Below are 12849 nucleotides of genomic sequence, written 5' to 3' on the forward strand. Positions count from 1 at the left end.
CCCCCGGCCTCCGACCGGCCGGTCAGGCCAGCGTCGCGACCAGGATCGCCTTGATCGTGTGCAGCCGGTTCTCCGCCTCGTCGAAGACGACCGAGTGCGCCGACTCGAAGACCTCGTCGGTGACCTCCAGCGACTCCAGGCCGTGCCTCTCGTAGATCTCCCGGCCGACCTTCGTGCCCAGGTCGTGGAAGGCGGGGAGGCAGTGCAGGAACTTCACGTCCGGGTTGCCGGTGGCGCGCAGGACGTCCATCGTCACGGCGTACGGGGACAGCGCGCCGATCCGCTCGTCCCACACGTCCTTCGGCTCCCCCATGGAGACCCAGACGTCGGTGGCGACGAAGTCGGCACCCAGGACACCCTCGGCGACACTCTCGGTGAGCGTGACGCGGCCGCCGCTGCTCTCGGCGAGCTTGCGGGCCCGGGCGACGATGTCGTCGGCGGGCCAGTACGCCTGCGGGGCGACGATACGGACGTCCATGCCGAGCAGCGCGCCGGTGATCAGATACGAGTTGCCCATGTTGAAACGGGCGTCGCCGAGATAGGCGAAGGTGATCCCACCGAGCGGCTTGTCACTGTGCTCCGTCATCGTGAGCACGTCGGCGAGCATCTGGGTGGGGTGCCAGTCGTCGGTCAGACCGTTGTAGACGGGCACACCGGCGTACGCGGCCAGCTCCTCGACGGCGGCCTGACTGTCCCCCCGGTACTCGATCGCGTCGAACATCCGGCCGAGCACCCGCGCGGTGTCCTTCACCGACTCCTTGTGACCTATCTGCGAACCGGACGGGTCGAGATACGTCGTCGAGGCGCCCTGGTCCGCCGCGGCGACCTCGAACGCGCAGCGCGTACGCGTCGAGGTCTTCTCGAAGATCAGCGCGATGTTCCTGCCCCGCAGGTGCTGGGGCTCGGTCCCTGCCTTCTTGGCCGCCTTCAGCTCGGCGGCCAGCTCGAGCAGACCGCGGAACTCGTCCTCGGTGAAGTCCAGTTCCTTGAGGAAGTGGCGGCCGGCGAGGGCGGTCGGGACTGTCGCCATGGGGGCGCTCCAACGGTTACGGGACACGGACCCTTGGAATTCTATACGACTCTCAGCATTTCTATACAGCCATGCGTTCGACCGGACAGCTCATGCAGCGGGGCCCGCCCCTCCCCCGCCCCAGCTCACTGCCCGGAATCTCGATCACCTCGATGCCCTGCTTGCGCAGATGGGTGTTGGTGGTGGCGTTCCGCTCGTACGCGACCACCACGCCCGGTTCGACCGCGAGGACGTTGCAGCCGTCGTCCCACTGCTCGCGCTCGGCCGCGTGCACGTCCTGTGTGGCGGTCAGGACACGGATCTCGTTCAGGCCGAGGGCCGCGGCGATCGCGCGGTGCATGTGCTCCGGGGGGTGGTCGGTGACCTTCAGTTCCTTGTCCCCCACGCCCGGTTCGATGGTGTACGAGCGGAGCATGCCGAGCCCCGCGTACTGCGTGAAGGTGTCGCCGTCGACCATGGTCATCACGGTGTCGAGGTGCATGAAGGCCCGCCGCTTGGGCATGTCGAGCGCCACGATGGTGCGCGCGGACCCGGCGGCGAACAGCTTGTGCGCGAGCATCTCGACGGCCTGCGGAGTCGTCCGCTCGCTCATGCCGATGAGCACGGCGCCGTTGCCGATGACGAGCACGTCGCCGCCCTCGATCGTGGAGGGGTAGTCCGCCTGCCCCCGCGACCAGAGATTGAAGGTCTCGTCACGGAAGAGCGGGTGGTGCCGGTAGATCGCCTCGAAGTGCACGGTCTCGCGCTGCCGCGCCGGCCAGCGCATGGCGTTGATGGAGACCCCGTCGTAGATCCAGGCGGAGGTGTCCCGGGTGAAGAGGTGGTTGGGCAGCGGGCCGAGCAGGAAGTCGTCGAGGTCCATGACATGGAAGCGCACCGAGGTCGGCTCCATGTGGGCGTCCAGGTACTCGCGCTTGGTCATACCGCCGACCAGTGCGGCCGCCAGCTCGGGCGCGGGCAGGTTTTCGAAGGAGCCCCGGAGGTGGTCGGTGGCGAGCGGACCGTACTCCTTCTCGTCGAAGACCCGGTCCAGGACGAGCGATCTGGCCGCCGGGATCTCCAGGGCCTCCGCGAGCAGATCACCGAAGAGGTGGACGGTGACCCCGCGGTCGCGCAGCACGTCCGCGAACCCGTCGTGCTCCGCGCGCGCCCGGCGCACCCACAGCACGTCGTCGAAGAGCAGAGCGTCCTTGTTGCTGGGTGTGAGCCTTTTGAGCTCTAGATCCGGCCGGTGCAGGATGACGCGGCGCAGCCGCCCGGCCTCGGAGTCGACATGGAATCCCATGCCTCCATCCTGACCATCCGGACGCGTGTTCACCCGCCGATCGGGCCGACCCGCTCCGTTTGATTTCGTCCTCTTGACGATAACCACCCTTCTCCATTATCGTCGCAGTGACGACAATGACGGACGAGGGTCGCCGAGGTGCCACTGGGCAGCTCAGCGACGAGGGGGTACTCATGGCCGACATCACCCGGCGTCTCGCCTGGCGCCATCTGCGGGGAGCGCCGACCGCCCATGTCCGGCACCATCGGTCGGGCAAGCTGCTGCACGACGGTCCCGGACTCAGCTTCTGGTACCGCTCCCTGACCGCCGCACTCTCCGAAGTCCCGGTCGACGACCGCGAGTTGGCGATGACCTTCCATGCCCGTACGTCCGACTTCCAGGACGTCGCGGTGCAGGCGACCGTCACCTACCGCATCGACGATCCGGCGCTCGCCGCCGCCCGCCTGGACTTCTCCATCGACCCCGACACGGGCTCCTGGCGCGGCGCGCCCCTCGAACAGCTGGGCTCGCTGCTGACCGAGACGGCCCAGCAGCACGCGCTGGACGTCCTGGCCCGTACGTCGCTGGCCGCCGCCCTGATGGACGGTGTCGCGGCGGTACGGGAACGGATCGCGGGCGGGCTCGCCGCGGAACCCCGGCTGCCCGCGACGGGGATCGAGATCGTGGCCGTACGGGTCGTCGCGCTGCGTCCCGAGCCCGAGGTGGAGCGGGCGCTGCGCACTCCCGCCCGTGAGCAGATCCAGCAGGACGCGGACAAGGCGACGTACGAACGCCGTGCCGTCGCGGTCGAGCGGGAGCGCGCCATCGCCGAGAACGAACTCGCCAGCCAGATCGAACTGGCCCGGCGCGAGGAGCAGTTGGTCGACCAGCGCGGCACCAACGCGCGGCGTGAGGCGGAGGAGCACGCGGCGGCGGACGCGGTGCGCGCCACGGCGGAGGCGGCGCGCACGGTGCGCCTCGCGGACGCGGAGGGCACCCGTGTGGTGCGGCTCGCCAAGGCCGAGGCGGAGGCCGCGCGCGAGGTCGGCGAGGCGCGGGCCGCGGCCCAGGCCGCCTGGCTGCAGGTCCACGGAGACGTGGACGTGGCAACGCTGCACGCCCTGACGGGCACCCGGCTCGCGGAGAACCTGCCCCGCATCGACAGCGTCACGGTGTCGCCGGACGTCCTGACGGGGCTGCTCGCCAAGCTGAGCAACGGGGCCTCCGGGGAACCGGCGTGAGTCTCGCGCCGCGGGTCGTACTCGTCCATCGCACCACGGAGTACGAGGAGTTGGTGGCCCGGCACGGAACGCACGGCCAGGCCGCCTTCTTCCTCTCCTCCCGCGGACGGGACATCGAGGAGGTGGCGGAGCGGTTCCGTCGGACGCGGCGGGCGCTGGCCGACATCGCCTCCGCCATACCTCTGACATGGCGTCAGGCTCGGGTCGAGCGCGCCGACTTGGACCGTTTCCTCTTCGCCCCCGAGGACGTCGTGGTCGTCGTCGGGCAGGACGGGCTGGTCGCCAACGTCGCCAAGTACCTGGCGGGGCAGCCCGTTGTCGGGATCGACACCGATCCCGGGCGCAATCCCGGGGTGCTCGTGCGGCATCGGGCCGACGACGCCGGCGCGTTGATCGCCTCGGCGGTGGCCCGAAGCGGGGTGGCCGACGAACTCACCATGGTCGAGGCCGTCGCGGACGACACGCAGCGGTTGCTGGCGCTGAACGAGATCTATCTCGGAGCCGCGGGACACCAGACCGTCCGGTACCGGCTGGGGCTCGACGACGACAGGGGTGTCGTCGAGCCCCAAGCCTCCTCCGGGGTGCTCGTGGGGACCGGGACCGGGGCGAGTGGGTGGCTGCGGTCGGTGTGGCAGGAGCGGGGTGGGGGGATGGTGCTGCCCCGGCCCACGGAGCCGCACCTGCTGTGGTTCGTGCGCGAGGCATGGCCGTCGCCCGCCACGGGGACGTCATTAGTCGCCGGGCATCTCGCCGTGGACGCCCGGCTGCGGCTCACCGTCGAGTCGGATCGGCTCATCGCCTTCGGGGACGGGATGGAGGGGGATGCGGTGGAGCTGGTGTGGGGGCAGACGGTGCGGGTGGGGGTGGCGGGGGTGCGATTGCGGTTGGTGGGGTAGTTTTTTCGCCCCCTCCGCCCCTACCCGTCCCGATCCTGGGGGCTGCGCCCCCAGACCCCCCTTTCGCGCTTCGCGCTCGTCCTCAAACGCCGGACAGGCTGAAGACTCCCCCGTCCGGCGTTCGAAGTGGCCTCACAGCCTCGGGTCCACCGGCTCCGACTCCAGCGCCAGCACCCCGAACACCGCCTCGTGCACCCGCCACAGCGGCTCGCCCTCCGCGAGCCGGTCCAGGGCCTCGAGCCCCAGCGCGTACTCACGGATCGCAAGCGACCGCTTGTGGTTCAGGAAGCGGCCGCGCAGCCGGGCGAGGTTCTCCGGACGGGTGTACTCGGGCCCGTAGATGATCCGCAGATACTCCCGCCCCCGGCACTTGATGCCGGGCTGCACCAACCGCCCGGACCCGGAACGCACCACCGCACCGACCGGCTTGACGACCATGCCCTCGCCGCCGCGCCCGGTCATCTCCAGCCACCAGTCGACGCCGGCCTGTACGGACTCCGCGTCCCCGGTGTCCACGAACAACCGCCGAGTCGTCTGCAGCAGCCCGCTCCCGTCGTGCTCGACGAGCCGGTCGATCAGACCGAGCTGCTCGTCGTGCGGGAGGGCGGCCAGACTGCGCCCCTGGACGGCGAGGATCTGGAAGGGGGCGAGCCGCACACCCTCCAGTCCGTCCGTGGTCCAGCAGTACCGCCGGTAGGCATCGGTGAACGCCGCCGCGTCGGCGGCCCGTTCGCGCTGCTTGACCAGCAGGTCCCGCAGGTCGACACCCCGCTCCACGGCACCTTCGAGCGCGGCGAGCACGCCAGGGAACACGGCCCCGGCCGCGGCGCCCACCGCCGCGTACTGCGTCCGCAGCAGCCCGGAAGCCTTCAGCGACCACGGCATCAACTCGGCGTCGAGCAGCACCCAGTCGGTCTCGAGCTCCGCCCACAGCCCCGCGGCGCTCACGGCGGCCCGCACCCGTCCGAGGATCTCCTCCGTCACCTCGGCGGAGTCGAAGAAGGGACGGCCGGTACGCGTGTACAGCGCACCCGTGGGCCCCTCCACTCCGAACCGCTCGCGCGCGGCCTCCGCGTCCCGGCACACCAGCGCCACCGCCCGCGAACCCATGTGCTTCTCCTCGCACACGACCCGCGCAACCCCGTCGTCCTTGTACTGGGCGAAGGCCTCGGCCGGGTGCTCCAAGTAGCCCTCGATGTGCGAGGTCGCCGTCGGCGCCATCGTCGGCGGCAGGTACGGCAGCAGCCGCGGGTCCACGGCGAAGCGGCTCATGACCTCCAGGGCCGCGGCCGCGTTCTCCTCACGGACGGACACCCGGCCCGCGTGCCGTGTCTCGACGACCCGCCGGCCCTGCACGTCAGTGAGGGCGAGCGGCCGCCCCTCGTGCCCGCCGGGCGCCTCCGAGGCGAGCGGCTTCGCCGGCTCGTACCAGACCCGCTCGGCCGGTACGTCGACGAGCTCGCGCTCCGGCCAGCGCAGCGCGGTGAGCTTGCCGCCGAAGACGGCACCGGTGTCGAGGCAGATGGTGTTGTTCAGCCAGGTGGCGGTGGGGACAGGGGTGTGGCCGTACACCACGGCCGCCCTCCCCCGGTAGTCCTCCGCCCACGGGTAGCGCACCGGCAGCCCGAACTCGTCGGTCTCGCCGGTCGTGTCCCCGTACAGCGCGTGCGAGCGCACCCGGCCCGACGTACGGCCGTGGTACTTCTCGGGCAGACCCGCGTGGCAGACGACGAGGCGTCCGCCGTCCAGGACGTAGTGACTGACGAGCCCGTCGACGAACTCCCGTACACCCGCGATGAATTCGTCGCTCTCCCCCTCCAACTGCTCGATGGTCTCGGCGAGTCCGTGCGTGTGCTGGACCTGGCGCCCCTTGAGGTGGCGGCCGAGCTTGTTCTCGTGGTTTCCGGGCACGCACAGGGCGTTGCCGGATCCGACCATGGACATCACTCGGCGCAGTACGCCGGGGGTGTCCGGGCCGCGGTCGACGAGGTCGCCGACGAAGACGGCCGTACGGCCCTCCGCGTGCACCCCGTCGACATAGCCGAGCTTGCCGAGCAGCGTCTCCAACTCCGAGGCGCAGCCGTGGATGTCGCCGATGATGTCGAAGGGTCCGGTGAGGTGGGTCAGGTCGTTGTAGCGCTTCTCGGTGCGGATCTCGGCGCTCTCGGCCTCCTCGACACCCCGTAGGACGTGCACCTTCCTGAACCCCTCGCGCTCCAAGTGCCGCAGGGAACGGCGGAGTTCGCGGGTGTGGCGCTGGATGACGCGGCGCGGCATGTCGGCGCGGTCGACGCGTGCGGCGTTGCGCTCGGCGCAGACCTCCTCGGGCACGTCGAGCACGATGGCGATGGGCAGCACGTCGTACTGCCTGGCGAGTTCGATGAGCTGCTTGCGGCTCTCCGACTGCACGTTCGTCGCGTCGACGACCGTACGGCGGCCCGCCGCGAGGCGCTTGCCTGCGATGTAGTGGAGCACGTCGAAGGCGTCGCCGCTGGCGCTCTGGTCGTTCTCGTCGTCGGCGACGAGGCCGCGGCAGAAGTCGCTGGAGATGATCTCGGTCGGCTTGAAGTGCCTGCGGGCGAAGGTGGACTTGCCCGAGCCGGACGCGCCGATCAGCACCACGAGGGAGAGGTCGGTGACGGGCAGGGTGCGCCCCTTGGTGTCGGTCATGCTGCCTTCTCCTCCTTCGCGCTCATGGTGAACGTGGCCATCTGGGTGGGCGGCCCCACCTCCGGGTCGTCCGGGCCGACGGGTGTGAACTCCACGCCGTATCCGTGCCGCCCGGCGACGCGCTCCGCCCACGCCCGGAACTCCTCCCGCGTCCACTCGAAGCGGTGGTCGCCGTGCCGGGAGTGGCCGGCCGGGAGGGTCTCCCAACGGACGTTGTACTCGACGTTCGGCGTGGTCACGAGCACGGTCTTGGGGCGTGCGGAGCCGAACACCGCGTACTCCAGGGCGGGCAGCCGGGGCAGGTCGAGGTGCTCGATGACCTCGCTGAGCACGGCGGCGTCGTACCCCTTGAGCCTGTTGTCGGTGTACGCGAGCGAGCCCTGCATGAGCTTGACCCGCTCGGCCTGTCGCTCTCCCATGCGGTCCAGCTTGAGCCGCCGCGAGGCGACGGTGAGCGCGCGCATCGACACGTCGACACCGACGATCTCGGTGAACCGTGTGTCCTTGAGCAGCGCCTGCACCAACTGGCCCTGTCCGCAGCCGAGATCGAGCACCCGCGCCGCACCGGAGGCGTGCAGTGCGGCGAGGATCGCGTCCCGCCGCTGGACGGCGAGGGACACGGACTTCTCCTCCGGTTCCGCAGCGTCTTCCGAGTCGGCCTCCGTCTCCTCGGCCACCGCGTTGTCGATCTCCTCGACCGCGCTGTCGTCGGCCTCGGCGAGCCGTACGAGCTCCAGCCGCTCCATCGCCTCACGCGTCAGCGACCAACGGCGCGACAGATACCGGCTGGTGATCAGCTTCTGCTCCGGGTGGTCCGGCAGCCAGCCGTCGCCCGCCCGCAGCAGCTTGTCGACCTCGTCGGACGAGACCCAGTAGTGCTTGGCGTCGTCGAGCACCGGGAGGAGGACGTAGAGGTGACGCAGGGCTTCGGACAGGGTCAGCCGCTCCGACTCCAGTACGAGGCGCACGTACCGCGAGTCGCCCCACCCCGGGAACTCCGCGTCCAGCGCCACGGCTTCGACCGTCACCGTCCATCCCAGCGGCTCGAACAGCGCGCGTACCAGGTCCGCGCCGCCTCGGGCGGGCAGCGCGGGCACCTCGACGCGGAGCGGGAGGGGCCGCGCGGGCAGCTCGGGCCGGGCGTTGCACTGGCCCTTCATGGCGCTGGAGAACACCGCGCTCAACGCCACGGCGAGCAGCGAGGAGGCCGCGTACGGGCGGTCGTTGACGTACTGGGCGAGCGCGGCGTCGGGTGCGCCGCCGCGGCCCTTGCCCTTGCCGCGCCGGACCAGCGCGACCGCGTCGACCTCGAGGAGCAGCGCGGCCGTGCACCGCTCGGCGGACGCCTCGGGGTAGAGGACATGCGCCGTGCCGTAGGAGGTCGAGAACGTCTGCGCGTTGTCGGGATGCTTGTGCAGCAGGTAGCCGAGGTCGGTCGCGGGGCGCTCTGGGGTGCCGGTGGCACTGATCGTCAGGAACACGGTGGGTTGCCTCTAAACGTCTTCTGAGCTGCGGAAACTTTCAGGCGGACATCAGGTCGCGCATCGCGCGCACAAATGTCGGCCGTATCTCACGCACATACGTCGGCCGCGATGAACCGCGGTGATGGGTGAGCGCGCCTCGGTGATCACGGCTCCCGGCCCTTCCTCGACCTCGTAGCGATGCGTACGCCGCGCCGCGGTCAGCCCCGCATGCGCAACGCCCCTTCTTCGGCGCGCCTGCACAACGTACAGCGAACGTCCCGGGCGCACTCAGGCATTTTCCGCCGACCGCTCCGGCCGCTCCGACAGCTCCGACCGCCCTCAGTCGCGGCTGTCGTGGCCGTCATGGCCCTCGTGGCCGTCGTGGCCGTCGCTGGGTGCCCCGCCCATCATCCTCAGCATGTCCGTCCCGCCGGTCCGGAAGAAGCGCGCGATCAGTGTGGCCGCCAGTAGGAGGAAGGCGATGTTGAGCCAGGTCGTGTAGTTCCAGGTGATGCCCTCCATGGGGATCGTGGCGTCGGCCTGGTCGGGGACGAGGCCGAGGCCGCCGAAGACGAGTTCCACGATGTAGCCGGCGACGACCATCGCCACGTAGAACGTGCCGAGGAGGAAGAGCGTCATCCTCGCTCCGTAGTACTTCCGGTAGATGTTGAGGATCGGCAGGATCAGCAGGTCGGCGAAGATGAACGCGACCACGCCGCCGAAGCTGATGCCGCCCTGCCACAGCACGACGGCCAGCGGCACGTTGCCGATCGAGCAGACGAACGAGGCGATGGCGACGAGCGGGCCGATCAGCGGGCCCCAGAGCTTGGACGCCAGCGGGTGGCCCTCGAAGAAGAACGCGCTCCAGAAGGAGTCCGGCACCCATGCGGCGATCGCTCCCGCGATGAGCAGGCCGATGACGAGATCGCGCAGGATCGCGGCCCACTCCATGACGAAGACATGGGCGGTGGAGGTGAAGCCCTCTCCGGAGAACAGCCGCCGGCGGAACGAGCCCTCCTTCCGTACGGACATGTCCATCGCGGCGTGGCCCTCCATCGAACCCGCGAGGCCCCGTTCGGCCTGTTCGCCCGCCTCACGCAGCAGCTTGTCGCGCAGGAAGAGGCGGAAGAGCACCGCGAGGACCACGATCATGATCGGTCCCCCGATGAACTCCGCCGCGGTGAACTGCCAGCCCATCAGCAGGGCCAGGATCACGCCGAGTTCGACGACCAGGTTGGTCGAGGCGATCTCGAAGGCCATCGCGGCGGTGAAGTTCGCGCCCTTGCGGAACAGGGAACGCGCCAGCGCGACGGCGGCGTACGAGCACGACGACGAGGCCGCGCCGAGGCCTGCCGCCAGCGCGAGGGTCCGGGGCCGGTCGTCACCGAGCAGGCGGACGATCGTGGCCTTGCGCACCACCGCCTGGACGACGGCGGACAGGCCGAAGCCGAGGATCAGGGCCCAGGTGATCTCCCAGGTCATGGACCCGGTGATGGACAGGGCATGCAGTACGGCCTGCAGTGCGGCATCCACGGGCTTGCCTTCCGGTGGAGGAGTGGGGGGCAGGGGTGGGCCTTCGCCGGGGCGAAGGCCCACCCCCAGTGGGTCAGAGCCGGTCGAGGATCTCGTTCATCCTCTCGATCTCGGCGGTCTGGGCCGTGACGACGGCCGTGGCGAGCTTCTTCGCGTCGGCGTTCTCGCCGTTCTTCTGCTCGTCCTTGGCCATGGTGATCGCACCCTGGTGGTGGCTGATCATGAGCTGGGCGAACTCCTTGTCGAAGTCCTTGCCCTTGGCTGCCTGGAGGTCGGTCATGTCCTGGTCGGACATCATCCCGGGCATCGCGGAGGATTCGCCCGAACCGTGATCCATGCCGGCCATGTCACCCGTCGACGACGAGGCCGAAGGCAGCGGCTTGCCCCAGGACTTCAGCCAGCCCTCCATCGTGTTGATCTCGGGGTCCTGGGCCTTCTCGATCGCGGCGGCCAGGTCCTTGATCTCCTGGTCGTCGGCGCGGCCGTCGGCGAGCTCGGCCATCTCGACGGCCTGCTGGTGGTGCGGGATCATCTGCTGCGCGAACATCACGTCCGCGTCATTGAAAGCGCTGTCCGGGGTGGCCGACGCCGAAGCACTGGCGGAGCCGTGGTTCATCCCGGGCATCGACGAGTCGTTGGACGTGGAACCGTCCGAGCCGCAGGCCGCCAGGGCCAGGGCGAGAACGGCGACGGTGCCGGCGGCCGCGAGAGTGCGGCGGCGGGCAGCGGAAGACGAAGAAGCGGACATCACAGGGTTCTTTCCGGGTGGACGCGCCACACCGGTGGCGCGCGAAAGGGGCAGGTTCTCCTTGCCGGTCCGGCTCGGGGCCGGATCCGGTGGATGCCTGTCACGTCCGCGCGACGCACACCTGAAGCAGGAAACCTCTGCCGCCGGCCGGCGGTCCCCGCCGTGCCGGCCCCCACATCGCCGACGGACACCCGGCGAGCCCCCACACGACCAGGCCCACCAGGCCCAGCCCGGCGAGCAGCCCGCTCGCGGGCAGCGGCAACCGGTCACGGGCGGGAGTGGACACGCACAGCTCGCCGCTCATCGCGGCCATGGCGGTCGTGAGGGAGACGGCGGGGACGCCGGCCTGCTCACCCTGCGCGGCCGTGTGGCCCGAATGCGCGGGCATGCTCACGGGCGCCGGCATGACGCCCTCGCCGTGACAGCCGCCACCGGCGTTCACCGGCGCCCCGTGCATGAGGAACAGCCCGAAGAGGACAGCACACAGCGCGAGCAGCCGGGGAACTCCCGGCCCACACGTCAGCCTGCGGTCCACTCTGCCTCGCGCTCCCTCAGTCGGTCGTGCGCGTTCTACGGTGCGGGCACGACGATACCCCCACCGGGTGTCTCGGCTCTTGCGCGTCCGGTTACGCGAGCTGCGACTGAACCTGCGCCGCGATCAGGTCGAGGTGGTCCAGATCGTCGAGGTCGAGGATCTGGAGGTAGATCCGCTGGGAGCCGATCGCGGCGTACTGGCCGATCTTCTCGACGACCTCGTCCGGGGAACCTGCCAGGCCGTTGGCCTTCAGGTCGTCGACATCGCGGCCGATCGCGGCGGCGCGGCGGGCCACCTCGGCGTCGTCCTTGCCGACGCAGGCCACGAGCGCGTTGGAGTACGTGATGTCTGCTGCCTTGCGGCCGGCCTGCTCCGCCGCGGCACGCACCCGGCCGAACTGGCGCTCGCTGTCCTCGATCGAGGCGAACGGGATGTTGAACTCGTCGGCGTACTGCGCGGCGAGCCGGGGGGTGCGGGTCGCGCCGTGGCCGCCGATGAGGACGGGCACCTTCGCCTGGGCGGGCTTGGGCAGAGCGGGCGAGTCGGTGAGGTCGTAGTAGGTGCCGTGGTGGCTGAAGGTCTTGCCGACCTCGGTCGCCCACAGCCCGGTGACGATCGCCAGCTGCTCCTCAAGTCGCGCGAACTTCTCCTTCGGGAACGGGATGCCGTACGCCTTGTGCTCCTCCTCGAACCAGCCCGCGCCCAGGCCCAGTTCGACGCGGCCGCCGGACATCTGGTCGACCTGTGCGACCTGGATCGCGAGGACGCCGGGCAGGCGGAAGGTGCCGGCGGTCATCAGCGTGCCGAGCCGGATGCGCTTGGTCTCGCGGGCGAGCCCGGCGAGGGTGATCCAGGCATCGGTCGGGCCCGGGAGGCCGTCGGCCGAGCCCATGCTGAGGTAGTGGTCGGAACGGAAGAAGGCGTCGAAGCCGAGGTCTTCGGTGGCCTTGGCGACAGCGAGAAGGGTGTCGTAGGTGGCGCCCTGCTGGGGCTCGGTGAAGATTCGAAGATCCATGCCTCCATCCTGCACGGTCGTGTGCCGGTCAACCCCACCGGTCCCGCCGGTCACTCCCGTCCCCGGTCGGGTGAAAATCCGTCAACCCCGCGTGTGCTGCGGGTTCGCGCCAGTGACCCCGCTCGGCGGTGATCGTTGGCTCGGGCGGAGCCGGACCGCCCGGCGCCCGTCGCCGGCGGTCGCCGGGGCGTCACCCGCATCGGTCCCGCTCAGGGGCCAAGGGCCGAGGAGGCCGTCATGTCCCAAGACGCAGTTCCGCAGCAGGTGGTATCTGCACAGCCGAAGGGGCTGCTTCAGCAGATGGAAGAGCTCATGGCGTCGCTCAACGCGGACCTGTCCCAGTTGGACGCGGACCTCTCGGGCACCCGGCCCGCCCTCACGGACGAGCCCGACCACGCCTGAAGCCTGCTGCTGCCCGCGGCGGCGGGGGCACGGCCTCTCTTGTTAGAACCCG

The 12849-nt window shown here is 70.4% G+C and carries 11 protein-coding genes; 3 read left to right on the forward strand and 8 right to left on the reverse strand.

The window, feature by feature from the left end; genetic code table 11:
- Window positions 1-22 precede the first annotated feature (22 nt).
- The gene (gene argF, locus OG246_RS40080; RefSeq protein WP_266474174.1) at window positions 23-1030 is read right to left on the reverse strand and encodes an ornithine carbamoyltransferase; all 1008 of its coding nucleotides are present in this window, start codon (window positions 1028-1030) and stop codon (window positions 23-25) included.
- Between the two features lie 61 nt (window positions 1031-1091).
- Window positions 1092-2315 (reverse strand): arginine deiminase, encoded by a 1224-nt coding sequence (locus tag OG246_RS40085; protein ID WP_266474175.1) that lies wholly within the window; start codon window positions 2313-2315, stop codon window positions 1092-1094.
- Window positions 2316-2488: 173 nt separating this feature from the next.
- Between OG246_RS40085 and OG246_RS40090 the strand changes: the two genes are divergently transcribed.
- Together OG246_RS40090 and OG246_RS40095 are read left to right on the forward strand one after the other, a co-directional pair.
- Window positions 2489-3535, forward strand: coding sequence for an SPFH domain-containing protein (locus OG246_RS40090; protein WP_266474176.1), 1047 nt, complete (start codon window positions 2489-2491; stop codon window positions 3533-3535).
- Window positions 3532-4431 (forward strand): hypothetical protein, encoded by a 900-nt coding sequence (locus OG246_RS40095; protein ID WP_266474177.1) that lies wholly within the window; start codon window positions 3532-3534, stop codon window positions 4429-4431. Before OG246_RS40090 ends, OG246_RS40095 begins: the two co-directional genes overlap by 4 nt.
- A 132-nt stretch (window positions 4432-4563) precedes the next feature.
- Here OG246_RS40095 and OG246_RS40100 read toward each other — a convergent pair whose 3' ends face one another.
- From OG246_RS40100 to OG246_RS40125, 6 genes are all read right to left on the reverse strand, one after another.
- Window positions 4564-7101, reverse strand: a complete 2538-nt coding sequence (locus tag OG246_RS40100; RefSeq protein WP_266474178.1) for a polynucleotide kinase-phosphatase — start codon at window positions 7099-7101, stop codon at window positions 4564-4566.
- The gene (locus OG246_RS40105) at window positions 7098-8582 is read right to left on the reverse strand and encodes a 3' terminal RNA ribose 2'-O-methyltransferase Hen1 (protein WP_266474179.1); all 1485 of its coding nucleotides are present in this window, start codon (window positions 8580-8582) and stop codon (window positions 7098-7100) included. The genes OG246_RS40100 and OG246_RS40105 overlap by 4 nt, the downstream gene beginning before the upstream one ends.
- A gap of 321 nt (window positions 8583-8903) precedes the next feature.
- Window positions 8904-10085: a permease gene (locus tag OG246_RS40110; RefSeq protein WP_266475040.1), complete on the reverse strand. Its 1182-nt coding sequence runs from the start codon at window positions 10083-10085 to the stop codon at window positions 8904-8906.
- A gap of 85 nt (window positions 10086-10170) precedes the next feature.
- The gene (locus OG246_RS40115; RefSeq protein WP_266474181.1) at window positions 10171-10845 is read right to left on the reverse strand and encodes a DUF305 domain-containing protein; all 675 of its coding nucleotides are present in this window, start codon (window positions 10843-10845) and stop codon (window positions 10171-10173) included.
- 100 nt (window positions 10846-10945) lie between these two features.
- A complete protein-coding gene (locus OG246_RS40120; protein WP_266474182.1) occupies window positions 10946-11380 on the reverse strand; it encodes a hypothetical protein in 435 nt (144 codons plus the stop codon).
- A gap of 91 nt (window positions 11381-11471) precedes the next feature.
- The gene (locus tag OG246_RS40125; RefSeq protein ID WP_266474183.1) at window positions 11472-12395 is read right to left on the reverse strand and encodes an LLM class F420-dependent oxidoreductase; all 924 of its coding nucleotides are present in this window, start codon (window positions 12393-12395) and stop codon (window positions 11472-11474) included.
- A gap of 237 nt (window positions 12396-12632) precedes the next feature.
- Here OG246_RS40125 and OG246_RS40130 point away from each other — a divergent pair, with 237 nt between their 5' ends.
- Window positions 12633-12797, forward strand: a complete 165-nt coding sequence (locus OG246_RS40130; protein ID WP_266474185.1) for a hypothetical protein — start codon at window positions 12633-12635, stop codon at window positions 12795-12797.
- Window positions 12798-12849 lie beyond the last annotated feature (52 nt).

The organism is Streptomyces sp. NBC_00620, assembly GCF_026341825.1.
Lineage (GTDB): Bacteria > Actinomycetota > Actinomycetes > Streptomycetales > Streptomycetaceae > Streptomyces.